This window comes from Bradyrhizobium sp. CW1 (assembly GCF_023100665.1).
Taxonomy (GTDB): domain Bacteria; phylum Pseudomonadota; class Alphaproteobacteria; order Rhizobiales; family Xanthobacteraceae; genus Bradyrhizobium; species Bradyrhizobium canariense_D.
Genome location: NZ_CP064684.1, coordinates 1,151,347 through 1,167,267 on the forward strand (window position 1 = coordinate 1,151,347; position 15,921 = coordinate 1,167,267).

19 protein-coding genes and 1 pseudogene are annotated in these 15,921 nt (G+C 65.0%); 9 read left to right on the forward strand and 11 right to left on the reverse strand.

Features of this window, described 5'->3' with window-relative positions; genetic code table 11:
- Positions 1 to 85 precede the first annotated feature (85 nt).
- The 4 genes from pgeF to IVB54_RS05495 are packed head-to-tail and all read right to left on the reverse strand — an operon-like array spanning position 86 to position 3,581.
- Complete coding sequence (gene pgeF / locus IVB54_RS05480; protein ID WP_018453516.1) at positions 86 to 853, reverse strand: peptidoglycan editing factor PgeF; 768 nt, start codon at positions 851 to 853, stop codon at positions 86 to 88.
- The gene (locus tag IVB54_RS05485) at positions 850 to 1,968 is read right to left on the reverse strand and encodes an SAM-dependent methyltransferase (protein ID WP_247360972.1); all 1,119 of its coding nucleotides are present in this window, start codon (positions 1,966 to 1,968) and stop codon (positions 850 to 852) included. The genes pgeF and IVB54_RS05485 overlap by 4 nt, the downstream gene beginning before the upstream one ends.
- A gap of 21 nt (positions 1,969 to 1,989) precedes the next feature.
- On the reverse strand, positions 1,990 to 2,835 hold the full coding sequence (gene lgt, locus IVB54_RS05490; RefSeq protein WP_018453518.1) for a prolipoprotein diacylglyceryl transferase: 846 nt from the start codon (positions 2,833 to 2,835) through the stop codon (positions 1,990 to 1,992).
- An 8-nt stretch (positions 2,836 to 2,843) separates the two neighbouring features.
- On the reverse strand, positions 2,844 to 3,581 hold the full coding sequence (locus IVB54_RS05495) for a dienelactone hydrolase family protein (RefSeq protein WP_018453519.1): 738 nt from the start codon (positions 3,579 to 3,581) through the stop codon (positions 2,844 to 2,846).
- Between the two features lie 169 nt (positions 3,582 to 3,750).
- On the opposite strand from IVB54_RS05495, the gene IVB54_RS05500 reads away from it, so the two are divergent.
- The 4 genes from IVB54_RS05500 (at position 3,751) to ychF (ending at position 6,672) form a co-directional block, all read left to right on the forward strand.
- A complete protein-coding gene (locus IVB54_RS05500) occupies positions 3,751 to 4,002 on the forward strand; it encodes an accessory factor UbiK family protein (RefSeq protein WP_007596812.1) in 252 nt (83 codons plus the stop codon).
- A 183-nt stretch (positions 4,003 to 4,185) separates the two neighbouring features.
- Entirely contained in the window at positions 4,186 to 4,905 is a 720-nt protein-coding gene (locus IVB54_RS05505; RefSeq protein ID WP_018453521.1) for a 50S ribosomal protein L25/general stress protein Ctc, read from the forward strand.
- A gap of 58 nt (positions 4,906 to 4,963) precedes the next feature.
- Positions 4,964 to 5,569 (forward strand): aminoacyl-tRNA hydrolase, encoded by a 606-nt coding sequence (pth, locus tag IVB54_RS05510; protein ID WP_018453522.1) that lies wholly within the window; start codon positions 4,964 to 4,966, stop codon positions 5,567 to 5,569.
- A 5-nt stretch (positions 5,570 to 5,574) separates the two neighbouring features.
- Complete coding sequence (gene ychF / locus IVB54_RS05515; RefSeq protein WP_026232547.1) at positions 5,575 to 6,672, forward strand: redox-regulated ATPase YchF; 1,098 nt, start codon at positions 5,575 to 5,577, stop codon at positions 6,670 to 6,672.
- Positions 6,673 to 6,701: 29 nt separating this feature from the next.
- On the opposite strand, the gene IVB54_RS05520 is transcribed toward ychF, so the two are convergent.
- A complete protein-coding gene (locus tag IVB54_RS05520; RefSeq protein ID WP_018453524.1) occupies positions 6,702 to 6,998 on the reverse strand; it encodes a DUF4282 domain-containing protein in 297 nt (98 codons plus the stop codon).
- Between the two features lie 178 nt (positions 6,999 to 7,176).
- Here IVB54_RS05520 and IVB54_RS05525 point away from each other — a divergent pair, with 178 nt between their 5' ends.
- The 3 genes from IVB54_RS05525 (at position 7,177) to IVB54_RS05535 (ending at position 8,456) form a co-directional block, all read left to right on the forward strand.
- Entirely contained in the window at positions 7,177 to 7,629 is a 453-nt protein-coding gene (locus IVB54_RS05525; RefSeq protein WP_018453525.1) for a MaoC family dehydratase, read from the forward strand.
- On the forward strand, positions 7,629 to 8,111 hold the full coding sequence (locus IVB54_RS05530) for a MaoC family dehydratase (protein WP_018453526.1): 483 nt from the start codon (positions 7,629 to 7,631) through the stop codon (positions 8,109 to 8,111). Before IVB54_RS05525 ends, IVB54_RS05530 begins: the two co-directional genes overlap by 1 nt.
- Positions 8,112 to 8,309: 198 nt before the next feature.
- Complete coding sequence (locus IVB54_RS05535; RefSeq protein WP_007596790.1) at positions 8,310 to 8,456, forward strand: hypothetical protein; 147 nt, start codon at positions 8,310 to 8,312, stop codon at positions 8,454 to 8,456.
- A gap of 28 nt (positions 8,457 to 8,484) precedes the next feature.
- On the opposite strand, the gene IVB54_RS05540 is transcribed toward IVB54_RS05535, so the two are convergent.
- The 5 genes and pseudogenes from IVB54_RS05540 to IVB54_RS05560 all read right to left on the reverse strand — a co-directional run bounded on the left by IVB54_RS05540 (position 8,485) and on the right by IVB54_RS05560 (position 11,805).
- Positions 8,485 to 8,622, reverse strand: coding sequence for a hypothetical protein (locus IVB54_RS05540; RefSeq protein WP_018453527.1), 138 nt, complete (start codon positions 8,620 to 8,622; stop codon positions 8,485 to 8,487).
- A 280-nt stretch (positions 8,623 to 8,902) separates the two neighbouring features.
- A complete protein-coding gene (locus IVB54_RS05545) occupies positions 8,903 to 9,325 on the reverse strand; it encodes a hypothetical protein (protein ID WP_018453528.1) in 423 nt (140 codons plus the stop codon).
- Between the two features lie 240 nt (positions 9,326 to 9,565).
- Positions 9,566 to 10,483, reverse strand: a complete 918-nt coding sequence (locus IVB54_RS05550) for a hypothetical protein (RefSeq protein ID WP_026232548.1) — start codon at positions 10,481 to 10,483, stop codon at positions 9,566 to 9,568.
- 212 nt (positions 10,484 to 10,695) lie between these two features.
- A pseudogene (locus IVB54_RS05555) lies at positions 10,696 to 11,135 on the reverse strand (nuclear transport factor 2 family protein).
- Positions 11,136 to 11,352: 217 nt separating this feature from the next.
- A complete protein-coding gene (locus IVB54_RS05560; protein ID WP_247299169.1) occupies positions 11,353 to 11,805 on the reverse strand; it encodes a nuclear transport factor 2 family protein in 453 nt (150 codons plus the stop codon).
- Positions 11,806 to 12,082: 277 nt separating this feature from the next.
- On the opposite strand from IVB54_RS05560, the gene IVB54_RS05565 reads away from it, so the two are divergent.
- Both IVB54_RS05565 and IVB54_RS05570 read left to right on the forward strand, forming a co-directional pair.
- The gene (locus IVB54_RS05565) at positions 12,083 to 12,322 is read left to right on the forward strand and encodes a hypothetical protein (RefSeq protein WP_018453532.1); all 240 of its coding nucleotides are present in this window, start codon (positions 12,083 to 12,085) and stop codon (positions 12,320 to 12,322) included.
- A 120-nt stretch (positions 12,323 to 12,442) separates the two neighbouring features.
- Positions 12,443 to 12,760: a hypothetical protein gene (locus tag IVB54_RS05570; RefSeq protein WP_245288369.1), complete on the forward strand. Its 318-nt coding sequence runs from the start codon at positions 12,443 to 12,445 to the stop codon at positions 12,758 to 12,760.
- Here the strand turns inward: IVB54_RS05570 and uvrB are convergent.
- The gene (gene uvrB / locus IVB54_RS05575) at positions 12,720 to 15,860 is read right to left on the reverse strand and encodes an excinuclease ABC subunit UvrB (protein ID WP_247777093.1); all 3,141 of its coding nucleotides are present in this window, start codon (positions 15,858 to 15,860) and stop codon (positions 12,720 to 12,722) included. The genes IVB54_RS05570 and uvrB overlap by 41 nt on opposite strands.
- Positions 15,861 to 15,921 lie beyond the last annotated feature (61 nt).

The window sequence follows — 15,921 nt, forward strand, 5'->3', positions numbered from 1 at the left end:
CATTAACGTCTAGGGCGGGGGCGCCACAGGCCACTATCATCGCGCGCAGGCATCGCCCCGGAATGACACGGGGTTGCCTTTGTGTTCACGCTTCGAGCGCGATCGCGTGAACGTGGCGGCCGTAATCCGGCTCCTTGCGATGTACCGAGCGGCGGTAGCTGAAGAAGCGTTCGTCGGCGTAGGTGTCCAGACCGAGATCGTCGATCATCAGGATGCCCGCGGCTTCCAGACGCTTGCGGATGAAGCCGGCGAGGTCGAACATCGCGTGTCCCTCGCGCACCGACGGGATGAAGAACATGGCGTTGTCTCCATCCGCCTCGATGAAGCGCGCCACGAACTCGTTGCCGACTTCATAACTGTCCTGGCGGATCAGCGGGCCGATCGCGGCGATGATGCGGCTCCGCGAGGCGCCGAGTTTTTCCATCGCCGAAATGGTCTGCTCCAGCACGCCGGTGAGCGCACCCTTCCAGCCGGCATGCGCGCCGCCGATCACGCCCGCATTGGGATCGACGAACAGCACCGGTCCGCAATCGGCGGTGGAGACGCCGAGCGCGATGCCGGGCACCTTCGTCACCAGCGCATCGCCCTTCGGCCGCGGCCCGCTCGGCCACCGAGCTTCGGCCACGAGCACGTCGGGCGAATGGATCTGGTGCAGGCTGAGAAAGCGTTCGGGTGCGACGCCGACATGCTCGGCCATGCGGCGGCGGTTCTCCGCAACAAGGGCCTGGTCGTCATTGGAGCCGAGCCCGCCGTTCAGCGCGGAATAGATGCCGCCCGAGACGCCGCCCTCGCGGGTGAAGAAGGCGTGGCGCAGGCCGGGCACCGCGGACAGCAGCGAGGAGGCAAGCGTCATGAATCGTCTCCGGCGCGTTCGAGATCGCTGAGTCCCGCAAGGCCCGTCAGCCGCGGCTCGGAGATGCCGAGCACCTTGAACATCGAACCCATGCCGCTGCGCCCGGTTTCGGTCAGGCGCTTGAGCGCGATCGAAATGTCGGTGACGACGTCAGGCGCCGCCTTCTGCATCAAGGCGGCTGCACGGGTCTCGATGCCGACGCGTTTGAGGAAATCGCCCTGCGTCACCGGCCCGTGCACGCGGGCGCCGACGTCCTCCGCCCCGCGCGCGAGCGCCTGGAAGTCGACATGGGCTGTGACGTCGGCCTGGCCCGGCGCCTTCAGGGGATCGGTGAAGGTGTGGCGCGCGATCGCCTGGAAGGTGTCGCCGGCATCGCTGCGCAGATGACCGTAATCGATGATCAGCGCCGCGCCGTCCTGGTCGCGCACGCGGCTGGCGAGCTTCATGATCTCGGCATCGGGCCGCCATTCGAACACGGCCCCGACGGGCGCGGCGCGCACCAGAGGCGGCAGCAACACCTCGAAGCGCGGCGTCGGCTCGGCCGCCGCGCCGAATTGAAGTTTTCCGTTGGCGTCGACCTCGATCACGCGCTCGTGCCAGCCGTTCTCGTGTCGGACCATCTGGTGGATCGGCAGCACGTCGAAATATTCGTTGGCGAGGATGATGCTCGGTCCCTCGGGCACGTCGTCGATGCTGTCGTGCCAGGCGATGTTGCGCACGCCCGACAGCGTCGCACTCTGCCGCTCGCGGAGGACGGGATTGACCTCGACCATGTGGATGTGGAGCGCCTGGTAGAGCGGCGGCAGCACGCGGAGCGCGCGCAGGGCGTCGGCCATCATGGTGCCGCGGCCGGGGCCGAGCTCGATCAGCCGCAGGAATTGCGGCGAGCCCATCTGCTTCCACACCGAGGCGGTCCACAGGCCCAAGAGCTCGCCGAACATCTGGCTGACCTCCGGCGCAGTGGTGAAGTCGCCTTCTCGTCCCAACGGATCGCGCGAGACGTAGTAGCCATAGCGCGGATGCATCAGGCACAGTTCCATGTACCGCCAGACCGGCATGGGGCCCGAGGATTTGATCAGCGCCTTGATCTCGTCGAGTAACGGCTGGTCGGTCACGGCCTATCTTCTCAAAAGGAATTAACGAATAGCCCCTACGGGCTCGGGCGCACCGCGCCTCACTGCCAATACAATAAGTATGAGGCCTACAATAAGCATCGGGATCGACAACAGCATGCCCATGGTTAATCCGCCCCAGAGGAAGCCGAGCTGGACGTCCGGTTCGCGGAAATGCTCGCCGGCGATCCGGCTCAAACCATAGATCAGGATGAAGGCGCCGAGGATCATGCCCGGCCGTTTCAGGGCGCCGAAGCGGATCATGATCGCGAGGGCGGCAAACAGCAAAATGCCCTCCATGCCGGCCTCGTAGAGCTGGCTCGGATGGCGTGGCAGCTGGGTGGGATCATTGGGGAAGATCATCGCCCAGGGCAGCTCCGGGTCGGCGGCGCGGCCCCACAATTCGCCGTTGATGAAATTGGCGATGCGGCCGAGCAGCAGCCCGACCGGAGCGACGGCGGTGGTGATGTCGCCGAGCGACAGGATCGAGATGCGGTTGCGATAGGCGAACCACATCACCGCGACGACGCAGCCGAGGAAGCCGCCGTGGAAGGACATGCCGCCTTCCCACAGCCTGAAAATCGCGGCGGGATGGTCGATGAAGAAGGGCAGGTTGTAGAACAGCACATAACCGGTGCGGCCGCCGAGGATGATGCCGAGCGTGACCCACAGAATGAAGTCGTCGATCTGCACCAGCGACATCGGCGCCGGGCCGCCCCACAGCCGCTCCCTTTTCAGGAGCGAGCGCGCATAGAGCCAGCCGAACACGATGCCGCAGATATAGGCCAGGGCATACCAGCGGATCGCGAACGGGCCGATCTCGATCGCGATCGGCTTGAAGGCGGGAAAGTCGATGAGCAGAAGTTGCATCGCGCCTTCTATGTCTGGACGAGATTGCGGCGATAGAGCGCCAGCAGACGCTCCCAATGCCGCTCGGCGGCGTCGCGGTGATAGGCCGGACGCTTGGGGAAGGCGAAGCCGTGATGGGTGCCGGGATAGATCTCGACTTCGGCTTTGGCGCCGCTCATGCCCTGCTTCACCTTCTCGATGATCTCGGCGGGCGCGTAGATGTCGGTCTCGGCGCAGGCGAAGTAGAGTTCGGCCTTGGTCTTGGCTGCCGCCAGATGCGGGCTGTCGTCCTGGTCGGTTGCGAGCTGGGTGCCGTAGACCGAAGCGGCGGCCTTGACGCGATCGGGAAAATGCGTGGCGGCGTTGACGGCGTAGCGGCCGCTCATGCAGTAGCCGACTGTACCGATCAGTTTGGTGTTCGCGGCCGCCTGGCCCTCGGCATAGGTGAGCAACGCCCGCGTGTCGTCCATGATCATGGGGATCGTGAGCGATCCCATCAGCGCGAACATGCGCTTGCGTTCCGGGGCGTTCGGATCGGCCGGCAGCGCGCCGAGCTCCATCACGCCGGAGCGGTAATAGAGGTTCGGCAGCATCACGTAATAGCCCGATGTTGCGAGCCGGCGCGCCATGTCGCGCAGCTCTTCGCGGATCGCCGGCGCGTCCATGTAGAACAGGATGACCGGAAACGGCCCGCCGCGTTCGGGATGGCTGATGAAGGTTGCGGTGTGACCGTCCTTGGTGGGGATCGCGATCTGCTGATCGATCATCTCGAGCGCCTTTTGTGATTCTTCTTATGCAGGGACGTTGAATACGATTGCAAGGAAACCGGGGCATGACAAGGATACCGCCGATCGGCCCTTGAACCCGCCCAATCGGATTGCCATTGTCTCCCCGCGCGTTCGCGCAGAGTTCATCGAAAGCCGCCAGGAGACCGACATGACCCAGACCAACAACCGGTTTTTCGACGAGATCGGCCGCCTGATGAACGATGCCGCCGGCGCCGCGCAGGGCGTCAAGCGCGAGTTCGACACGGTGATGCGCACCCAAGCCGAAAAATTCCTGCGCGACATGGACCTGGTCAAGCGCGAGGAGTTTGAGGCGGTCAAGGATATGGCGCGCCTGGCGCGCGAGGAGAACGAGGCCCTGAAGGCGCGCATCGCGGCGCTGGAGGCCAAGCTCGGCGGGTAACTCCGCCGGCTCCTTCCGGGCGATCCGGTTCCTTCCGGCCGCCCATTCTCCTTGTTATTTCCGCGTCTTCCGGGTAAAAGCCCGCCACGTCCGCAGCCCCCGCACCCCTGGAGGCTTGCTGCGGCGTATGCCATGGGCCGCGTTGCGGCCCATTAACTTTTGCAAAAACAAGGACTTAACGTTATGGCGACCGTCAAGGAATTGAAGGCGACCGCACGTCCGAAGAGCGGCAAGGGGGCCGCCCGGGCTGAGCGTCGCGCCGGGAGAGTGCCCGGAGTGATCTACGGCAACAACCAGCCCCCGCTGACCATCTCGGTGGACGATCGCGAACTGCGCTCGCGCATCCTCGCCGGCCGGTTCCTGACCACGCTGGTCGACATCGACCTCGAAGGCAACAAGCACCGCGTGATTCCGCGCGACTACCACCTCGATCCGGTCAAGGACTTCCCGATCCACGTCGACTTCATGCGGCTCGGCGAAGGCGCCACCATCCGCATCAGCGTTCCCTTGCACGTGGTGAAGGCCGAAGGTTCGCCCGGCGTGAAGCGCGGCGGCGCCGTGAACATCGTTGCGCATGCGATCGAGCTCGAGTGCGGCGTGGAGAACATCCCGCAGTTCATCGAGGCCGACGTGGGTTCGCTCGAAATCGGCCACTCGCTGCATCTCTCCGACATCAAGCTGCCGGCCGGCGTGAAGGCGCTGACCTCCGAGGACGCGACCCTCGTCACCATCGTGCCGCCGTCCGGCTACGCCGAAGAGCTGAAGGCTGCTGCTGCTGCTCCTGCCGCGGGTGCTGCTGCTCCGGCGGCTGGTGCTGCTCCGGCTGCTGGTGCTGCTGCTCCGGCAGCGGCTGCCAAGGCCCCGGCTGCCAAGGCTCCCGCCGGCGGCGACAAGAAGAAGTAATCTCTCAAAGCTGGCGCGCGGTCCCTGATCGCGCGCCGAGCGAGGGGCGCGCCGCGTCATGCGACTGTTTGTTGGGCTCGGCAATCCCGGCCCGAAATTCGCACGTAACCGGCACAATGTCGGCTTCATGGCCGTCGACGAGATCGCGCGGCGTCATGGTTTCGCACCCTGGCGCCGCAGGTTTCAGGGCGAGACCTCGGAAGGCACGCTCGGCACCGAGCGCGTGATCCTGCTCAAGCCGATGACCTACATGAATGATTCCGGCCGCAGCGTTCAGGAAGCGGCAAGCTTCTTCAAGATCGCGCCGGGCGACGTCACCGTATTCCATGACGAACTCGAACTGCCGCCGGGCAAGGTGCGGGTGAAGATCGGCGGCGGCATCGCCGGCCACAACGGCCTGCGCTCGATCTCCGCCCATATCGGCAACGAGTACCGCCGGGTGCGGCTCGGCATCGGTCATCCCGGCGTCAAGGAATTGGTGCACGGCCATGTGCTGTCGGACTTCGCCAAAGCGGACAACGACTGGGTGGCGACGCTCTGCGACGCGGTGGCCGAGCACGCGGCATTGGTTGCCAAAGGCACGGACGCGACCTTCGCCAACAGGGTGCACCTCGCCATGCAGGCGAAGGGATTTTTGACCAAGGACGACAACGGCAAGGAATAACGCTCGTGGGATTTAAATGCGGGATCGTCGGGTTGCCCAATGTCGGCAAGTCGACCTTGTTCAACGCGCTGACCGAGACGGCCGCGGCGCAGGCGGCGAACTATCCGTTCTGCACGATCGAGCCGAATGTCGGCGAGGTCGCGGTGCCGGATCCGCGGCTCGATAAGCTCGCAGCGATCGCCAAGTCGGGCCAGATCATCCCGACCCGGCTGACCTTCGTTGACATCGCCGGCCTCGTGCGCGGCGCGTCCAAGGGTGAAGGCCTCGGCAACCAGTTCCTCGCCAACATCCGTGAGGTCGACGCCATCGCGCATGTCGTGCGCTGCTTCGAGGACTCCGACATTACCCATGTCGAAGGCAAGATCGCCCCGCTCGCCGATATCGAGACCATCGAGACCGAGCTGATGCTCGCCGATCTCGACAGCCTCGAGAAGCGCGTCGACAATTTGTCCAAGAAGGCCAAGGGCAACGACAAGGACGCCAAGGAGCAGCTCGACCTCGTCAATCGCACGCTGGTGCTGCTGCGCGAAGGCAAGCCCGCGCGCCTCGTCGAGCGCAAGGCGGAGGAGGAGCGCGCCTTCGGGATGCTCGGCCTGCTGTCGTCCAAGCCCGTGCTCTACGTCTGCAACGTCGAGGAAGGCTCGGCCGCATCAGGCAATTCGTTCTCGAAGGCGGTGCAGGACCAGGCTGCCAAGGAAGGCGCCATTGCGGTCGTCATCTCGGCAAAAATCGAATCCGAGATCGCCACCATTTCGCGCGACGAACGCGCCGACTTCCTGGAGACGCTGGGTCTCGAAGAGGCCGGCCTCGATCGCCTGATCCGCGCCGGCTACACGCTGCTCGACCTCATCACCTATTTCACGGTGGGCCCGAAGGAAGCGCGCGCCTGGACCATCTATCGCGGCACCAAGGCGCCGGGCGCGGCCGGCGTGATCCACACCGACTTCGAGAAGGGTTTTATCCGCGCCGAGACCATCGCGTATGAGGACTACGTCGCGCTGAACGGCGAAGCCGGCGCCCGCGATGCCGGCAAGCTCCGCCTCGAAGGCAAGGAATACGTCGTCGCCGACGGCGACGTGATGCATTTCAGGTTCAACACGTAAGACGCTGGAGTTCGTGCCCCGGAAGCGCCCTACCGCACCCCGCCGCCTTGATCCCTGATCGCGCCAAGATGCTCGTTGATGCGGAAGATGATCAGGATCAGCTCGGCGAGAATGCGCGAGAACACGATTCCGACGACGACGCTCGCGATCGACGACAGCAGCATCAGGAAGCCGCCGAACGGGCTGATCGCCATCATTGCGAGGCCGGAGAAGATGCCGGAGAGGCCGAACAGGCAGATCAGCGCGATCACCAGCCAGTAGAAGGTCTTGATGATCGTCGGCGTGATAAAGCGGTCCCATTGAAACAGGTCGCTGAATGAAAACATTGCTCTCCCCAGGGCAATTCAGGTGTTGTCGGGCCTTGCAAATGGATCGTGGCCCCTGCTCGATCCGACTCAAGACCGACGCCGGCGCGCCGAATGTAGCACGAGCCATGCGGGCCGGCGGGTTGAGATTGCCGCAAAGTGCGGCCACAATCTGTCGTTCCCTCAAACCTTTCCCAAGATGACCCTGACCTTCGAAGATTTCCCGCCCGGCCGGTTCGGAACATTCGGCCCGCGCCATGTCACGCGCGACGAGATCGTGGCCTTTGCCGCCGAGTTCGATCCGCAGCCGATGCACCTCGACGAGGACGCCGCCAGCAAAAGCATGCTGCGCGGCCTGTCCGGCTCGGGCTGGCATCTCTGTTCGCTGATGATGCGGATGATGGCCGACGGTTTCATCACCCGCGCCGCTTCGCTGGGATCTCCCGGCGTCGACGAAGTGCGGTGGCTGTCGCCGCTCAGACCCGGCGACGATCTCATGCTCGAAGTCGACGTCGTGGAGGCCCGCACCTCGAAGAGCCGCCCGGAGCTCGGCATCGTCAAATTCAAATGCACCGTGCGCAACGCCGGGGGTGATGCGCTGTGCGAGATGACGTCGCCGATCCTGATCAAGCGGCGCGAAGGGGCGGTCTGATGCCGTTTTTCGAGGAGATCGAGATTGGGCATCGCCGTGAGATCGGCGCCTATACGTTCACGGCCGAGTCGATCAAGACATTCGCCGCAAAGTTCGATCCGCAGCGTTTTCACCTCGACGAGGAGGAGGGCAAGAACTCCTTGTTTGGCGGGCTCGCGGCCTCGGGCTGGCACGTCGGGTCGGCCTGCATGAGCCTGCTTGTCGCCGACGGCCAGCGCCTGGCGCGGGAAGCCGCTTCGCGCGGCGAGGAGGTCGCGGTGTGGGGCCCGTCGCCGGGCTTTCGCGACCTGCGCTGGATCAGGCCGGTGCTCGCCGGCGACATCGTCACCTACGTCAACGTCGTCATCGACAAGCGCAGCTCCGCCTCGCGACCCGGTTGGGGCATCCTGACCGCGCGCACCACCGGCACCAACCAGCGCGGCGAGGACGTCTACGCCATCACCGCAACCGCCTTCGTGCCGATGCGTGTGAACGGCGGTTAGATTCGTTCCAGGATGAACGGCGAAAACAGCGCGCGAGTGTTGCCCCCGCGCTATGGACGCGATTCCGGGTGGCTGCCATAAGCCTGCGCAACATGGTTTTCCCGCGAAGCAATGCGCGGAACCATCGAGTTGCTAACCAATTATGAACCTGTCGCTGTCTATTTGAACGAACTGGGCAGAGTACAGGGGACGAGGACCATGGCAGACCGCGGCGCACTCAAGCTGGTCGGATTCATCTTTGCTACCGCGACGCTGGCCGTGATGCTGGTGGCCGGCATGGTGGTGAAGGGCTATGCCGACGGCGCCTACACCCTGGAAGCTTCGACCGTGGAAGCCGCCCGGTAAGATTTCGTTAACTCCGCGGCCTCCGCCCTCAGCGGCTATAGACGAACGCCAATGTGGCGATCGCAACCGCCAGCAAACCGACAAAACGCAGCATGATCGTGCCGAACTGGTTCGGCGCGGGCCGCAGCGGTATCGGGTCGGTGGTGTCGGGCCGAATGCTTTCCATGAAAAGTCCCCAGGCCCGGCCGCGATGGCAAGAGCGCTTGGCGTTAGTCGCCGGATGGATGCGGGAAGTTCAAACCCCTCCGCTGTTATGCCCCGCCAAAGCGGGGCATCCGGTACGCCGCGCGTCACAGTTCTAGCCTCGCTGCCTCTGGAATACTGGATCACCCGCTTTCGCGTGATGACACTTTTCGTGGGGCGCGTGCGCACCGTCACACACCCCACGAATCAAAACCGCCGCGCCCCTTTCGGAACGCGGCGGCTGGTGATGCGGGATGCAGCGATCAACTGTTGCGCAGGCCGTCGGCGGCGCGCTTCCACTGCGAGACGTTGTCGGCGATCATGCGGGTCGACTTCATCGCGGCCTGGCTGAGCTGGGCGTAGCCGGAGATCTCGCGCTGGACGCGCTGGCCTTCGGCGTGGAGCAGGTCGCGCAGGCTCTCGAGCTCGGAGATCAAATTCTCGATCTCGGCGAGGGAGGTGCCGGCGACGCGCTGGATCAGCGAGTTGACGTTGGTGACGGTGGCCTCCGCGCTCGGATCGAGCGGCGGCGCGTCCGCGGCGGTCGCTGCCGGGCGGCGCAGATAGGCGATGTCGTTGCGGACGAAGTCACGGATGCCGGCTTCGACTTCCGTCACTGCGGCAAGGTTGGTGTCGATGGTCTCGGTCTCGGTGGCTTCGGTCTTTTCCGGACGCATGGCGTTCATCGTTATTCCCCTGTTCGCGTTGAGCGCAGCGCGAGTGTCCCCCGCACGACGACGTCGGTCTGGGACTAGGGCGCCGGATTTTGGCCGCAACTTGGCCGAGGTGCGGCAAGGGCGGTCCATTCGGGGGCTTTGCCGTGGCGTATGGTTACCGGAGTCTGAACGCGGCCGCCGCGCCGAAGTGAATGCGCGGCCGGTCGGTGCTCGACTCCCTCGCCCCGCAGGGGGGAGAGGCGAAAACAGCTACCAGCTCTTCTTGAAACCCGCCGTCAGGCTCTTGTTGATCGCCCCTTGCGAGGTTTCGCCGACGGAACCGGAGACGGTGACGTTGTCGAACAGCTTCTGTTCCGCGCCGACCTTGCGCAGCCATTTGTCGTCCGTGGTCGACAGCGACTGGCCCGCGGTGATGCTGGTGCCGGTATCGGTGAGAGTGACCTTGGCCGACTGCTCGGTCTCGTAATTGCGCGTGACGTGACCGCCGACGCCGGGGAGCGCCGTGGTGCCCTGCTGGTTGACGCTGTAGCCGTTCTGCAGCGTCAGCGACGTGTCGCCCGACAGCGGCACCGACTTGATCAGCGAGGCCCCGAGCTTGCTCTGCTCCGCGCCGGGATCGACGCGAGCCTCCACCGCGGTCTTGTCCCAGATCGCGCCGGCGCCCGGCGCGGTCGCGGCCGCCCAGGCGCTGCCGGACGATTGAGGCACGCTGCCGCCATTGCTGGCCTTCTGTGCCAGCAGCTCGGACATCGTCCGCGGCTCGCTCGTCACCGTCATGTCGGCGCCGATGCGGGCGTCCCAGAATGAGGATACCGACTGCTTCACCGTCACCGCCGAGGAGCCGTTGGCGTTGGCGTTCGTCGCCCAGTTCAGCCCGTCCTTGGCGGCGGCCTGCGCGCGCTTCTTGGCGGCGATGATGTCGTTGAGCGTGCCGGCGTCGATCGCGAGCTGGCCCCAGTCGAGCTTGTCAACGTCGATGCCGCTCAGCACGTCGGGGTCGTTGACGTCGGGGGCCTCCGCCGCTTCGGCGTCGTCGTCGGGCGCTGCGGCCGGGCCGGGGGAGAAGGGCGGAATGATCTGCGCCGAAACCGTCAGCACCGATCCCAAGATCAAAGCGGCCGCCAGCATCGGCAGCCTGGTCCAGCCAAACCCTGTCGCGAATTCCATCGTCCTGCCCGTCAGCCCAGTTCCCGCCGAGGATGCGGAACCATCATTGCGAAATTGTGGCGGTTCCATCAGACGCGAACCAACGGGCCGCGCGAAAGGCGCGCGCCCGATGACGAGCTTCTCCACGATTGCATCGGCGGGGCTGGAGGCCAGGACGCGTCGTGGGGTGCTCAGCCATCGGTCCCGAAGTGCGGGGCCCGTTGGTGTTCCGTTCAGCCGACGCTGGTCATCTTCGGCAGATGAATGGCGCGGCCAAGTGCCTGCTCGACCAGATCAAACGTGTCGATCAGCACGCGCATGCTGGTGAGCTTGCCCGCCCTGAACTGGGCAAACTGCGCCACCCGCAAGCTGATCGGCTTGCTGGAATCCAGTGCGGTCAGCGAATAGCGCAGCATCGAGGCGGCGGAATCGACACGAGCATGATGCTCTCGCGGTCGAAGCGGCGGACCTGGAAATTGTCGGCGAATTGGCGGATGACGTCGAGCACGGCGTCCTTGCCCTGGCGCGCGCCGAGGAACGGAAACATGTCGATCGGCCCATAGAGCGCCCACTCGACGTCCTCGTCGATCAGGGCCTCGATGTCCTCGAAATGCCGGTCGTTGATCGCGCGGTGCAACGCACGCGAGAAACGCCAGAGGCTGTGCTCTGTCATCTTGGGCAGTCCTGAAGCTGGCTTGCGAAAAAGCGAAAAACAACCCCAAGCGCACAGGAAAGATGCCGCGGGGTCGCTCAACTCATTTGTATACGAACAAAATACGTCAATTCGGCCAAAACGCAATTCACGTTTTCGCAATGCACAATTGATTCCGGCGTGTGAGATTTACAATAGAACCCCGTATTTTCCCGGTCCGGGCCGGTTTGGGAGAGAGCTAGCCCCCGTCCACCCGCTCGCCCACGATCAGGGGGCCGATCTCACGTTCCAGCACCTGCTGCACCAGGTCGTAGGAATCGATGATCTCGCGGATCTGCGCCACCTTGCCGCGGCGAAAAGTGTAGAAGACGGCCATGTCGACCTGAATGATGCGGTCGTTGCTGCGCTTCCTGAAGAACACGCGCAGATAGGCCGCGACCGTGTCCCCCTCGGCGACGATCTGCGGCACCTCGTAGCGGATCTCGGCGTATCGCTCCTGCACGGTGCGCCAGAATTCGCCGAGCTCCTGCTTGCCGTGGCAGGGGCCCATGTGCGGCAGCACATCGATCGGCGCGTGGGTGAGGAAGTCGACGTCGTCGGTGCAGCACGACAGCGCGGCAGCGAGATCGCTGCGCGAGATGGCGTCGAGCAGATGCAGCACGCGCTGGCGATTGAGCTTCTCGACCGTCATTCCGCCCGCCCTCATCGGCCGTGTGGAGTTCGCGCAAGGCTAACGCGCTGCCTCGGACACCGGCAATCCGCAAACCACAGGGGATATTGCTGACGTATGACGCGCCAGCGTAATGCCAGGTTCATGACTGCAATTTATGGTTGAGCAAGCGCGAGCCTTCACGAATTCGTGCAGGCGTTCGGCTGCATGGTCTAGCGAAGCATCGCGTGCGCGCGCGGGAACCGGGACGGGCCCGTGCCTGTTGAGAGTGCGACACCGCATCCGGAGACATTGATCCATGAAATCCCTCGCCGCCATCGCCGTACTTCTCATCTGTGGCGCGACGTCCGCCGCCAACGCCAAGGGCTGCATCAAGGGCGCCGTCGTCGGCGGCGTCGCCGGCCACTATGCTGGCCATCACGGCGTCCTCGGCGCCGCCGCCGGCTGCCTCTACGGCCGCCACCATGCCAAGGAACAGCAAGAGCAGGAGAGACAGCGGCAACAGCAGAGCCAGGTGAACGGGCAGGGCAAGCTGTAACCCCTGGTCATTCGGGGGGCGCGCGCCTTGTTCCCGCAGAGGAAATGGGCGTGACGCATCTCACATCAGGTCGCCCTGATGGCGGCTGGATTCATCCGCATGTCCTCAGGGAGACGTGCCATGGCCGCCATCGCCAGAGTCAGAAAGTCCAGCCTGCATAACGCGCTCGAAGGCCTCGCGCTGACCGCGACGCTGCAGAGCTTCCCGACCTTCGCCGCCGCCGCATTCCTGCTCAAGCTGGTCGGCAATCACGACCTGGTCGGCGATCCCGGCGTCGCCATCTTCGTCGCCATCGCCTCGCTTGCCCATGCGCTGCTTGCGGTGAGCTTCCCGCATTTGTTCAAGACCGTCTACGAACCGAAGTTCTTCGAGGCCCATCTGTCGCTCGCCGACAAGATCACGGCATGGCGCACCCAGCGGTCGCCTCGCTGCAACTGATGACCACCGTGCTGCTGCTGTCGGTGATGGCGGTGGTGACGGCGAGCCTGGGGTGAGTTCGCGTTCTCATGATTCTCCGACGCCGCCATGAACAACCATGGGCGGCGCCGGCGCTCCGCGCCCCCTTACCTCTTCTTCCACCCACCCTATGCCCCGGCGCCCCACCGCTCGACCTCGGCGATGGCCCGAACTCCGGCCCTGACTGCCTTGAATCCGTCGGCTGGATGATGCGGCTCTCGCCACCGAACGGCTTCGACGGCAGCGCGCGGTCGCCCCGATATGGCAACGATTCCGGGCCGTGCATCTCGTCGAGATGCGGCTTGTGGATTCGCGAGCCCTTGCTGCCGCTGGCCTTGAGCGCTGTGGCGGCGCTCTTGTTCTTCAGCGCGCTGACCGGCAAATTGGCGGCGTCGCCGTATTTCTTCGCGCCCGCATAGGCTCCGGCCTTGCCCTGCACCGTGCGCTGCTTGACGGTGGGATCGTCGACCACCGCGAGCTCGGTGGCGCGCAGGCGCTTGACCTCGTCGCGCAGGCGCGCGGCTTCCTCGAAGTTCAGATCGGCGGCGGCCTCGCGCATCCTCGTCTCGAGATCGCCGAGCACGGCTTCAAAATTGTGGCCGATCGAGATGACGTCGTCGGTCATGTCGTGGCCGCCGATCTCGACCAGCACGTGATCGCGCTCGTAGACGCTGTTCATGATGTCGCCGATCGACTTCTTGATGCTCTCCGGCGTGATGCCATGCGCCGTGTTGTACTCGACCTGCTTCTCGCGGCGGCGGTCGGTTTCGGCGATGGCGCGCTCCATCGATCCCGTCATCTGGTCGGCATAGAGGATCACCTTGCCGTCGACGTTGCGCGCGGCGCGGCCGATGGTCTGGATCAGCGAGGTTTCGCTGCGCAGGAAGCCTTCCTTGTCGGCGTCGAGGATCGCGACCAGCGCGCATTCGGGAATGTCGAGGCCTTCGCGCAGCAAATTGATGCCGACCAGCGCGTCGAACGCGCCGAGCCGCAGATCGCGAATGATCTCGATGCGTTCGATGGTGTCGATATCGCTGTGCATGTAGCGAACGCGAATGCCCTGCTCATGCAGATATTCGGTGAGATCCTCCGCCATGCGCTTTGTCAGCACCGTAATCAGCGAGCGATAGCCGGCCTGCGCCGTGGCCCGGACCTCGCCGACGAGATCGTCGACTTGGGTGCGGGCCGGGCGGATGTGGACCGGCGGATCAATCAGACCGGTCGGGCGAATCACCTGCTCGACGAACACGCCGCCGCTCTCGTTGATCTCCCAGGCGCTGGGCGTCGCGGAGACCGCGATGGTCTGCGGCCGCATCATGTCCCATTCCTCGAAGCGCAGCGGGCGGTTGTCCATGCAAGAGGGCAGCCGGAAGCCATATTCGGCGAGCGTCGCCTTGCGGCGGAAGTCGCCGCGGAACATGCCGCCGATCTGGGGAACGGTGACGTGGCTCTCGTCGGCGAACACCAGCGCGTTGTCGGGCACATATTCGAACAGCGTCGGCGGCGGCTCGCCGGGCAGGCGCCCGGTGAGATAGCGCGAATAGTTCTCGATGCCGGCGCAGCTTCCGGTTGCCTCCATCATCTCGAGGTCGAAGGTGGTGCGTTGCTCCAGTCTTTGCGCTTCCAGCAGGCGGCCCTGGTCGTGGAGCTGGTCCAGCCGCATCTTCAATTCGGATTTGATCGACTTGATCGCCTGCACCAGCGTCGGGCGCGGCGTCACATAGTGCGAGTTGGCGTAGATCTTGATGAATTCGAGCTCGTCCTGCTTGTGGCCGGTGAGCGGGTCGAACTCCTCGATGGTCTCGACGGTGTCGCCGAACAGGTTCACGCGCCAGGCACGGTCTTCATAGTGCGCCGGGAAGATGTCGATGACATCGCCGCGCACGCGAAATGTGCCGCGGGTAAAATCGGCCTGGGTGCGCTTGTACTGCAGCGCGACGAGGTCGGCGATCAGCTGGCGCTGGTCGATGCGCTCGCCCTTCTTCAGGGCAAAGGTCATCGCGGTGTAGGTTTCGACCGAGCCGATACCGTAGATGCAGGACACCGAGGCAACGATGATGACGTCGTCGCGTTCGAGCAGCGCGCGCGTCGCCGAGTGGCGCATGCGGTCGATCTGCTCGTTGATCGAGGAGTCCTTTTCTATGTAGGTGTCGGTGCGAGGGACATACGCTTCCGGCTGGTAATAGTCGTAATAGCTGACGAAATACTCGACCGCGTTGTCGGGGAAGAAGCTCTTGAACTCGCCATAGAGCTGGGCGGCGAGCGTCTTGTTCGGTGCCAGGATGATGGCGGGCCGCTGCGTCGCCTCGATCACCTTGGCCATGGTGTAGGTCTTGCCGGAGCCGGTCACGCCGAGCAGCACCTGCGAGCGGTCGTTGCGGTTGATGCCCTCGACCAGCTCGGCGATCGCGGTTGGCTGGTCGCCGCGCGGCTCATAATGCGACTTGATCTCGAAGCGCACGCCGCCTTCGGACTTTTCCGGGCGCGGCGGCCGATGCGGGGTCCACACCCTGGTGGAGCCGTCGTCCTTGCGGAACTCCGGCCGGCCCTCGCGGATCAGCGATTCCAGCGCGTCGGCGGTGGCCTTGACGCCGAGCGCCTCCATCTTGCTGCGCGGCGGACGAGCCAGGGCTTCGGCATCGTCCTCTTCCGTCGGGAGGCCGAGCTGACGCGCCAGTTCCGGATCGAGCGTCGGTATCGTGGCCGCGGTTCCGTAATTGGCCTGCGGCGCCTCGTCGAAGCCCGCGTCGCGGGCGCCGGGCGGCTGCGGATTGGGCCGCAGCGGCATTGGCCTCGTATTGTCCTGCGGAAACTCTTTCGGCGTCGAGGCCCGCGCGCGATGCGCGGCGGCCTCGCCTCCGGAGCGGCGATCGCGCGAATTGTCCGGCGGCGGCTGCAGTCCGGTGCCCGATCCGAGCCCGGCACCGCCGCGATTGATCGCGGGATTGAGCAACTCGGCCAACGCCGGCCCGATCGGCTGCACGTCGGGGCGAGACGCCTTGGAATTCGGCGCCTTCGCGTTCGGAGCCTTGGCCTTGGGGGATTTGCCGGATTTTTCGGAGGATGCAGGTTTCTTCGCCATGCTCCGAATATGGGGCGAGTCCGCCTCGCAATAAAGAGCGAATGCCCGGCAATGCTCAGAC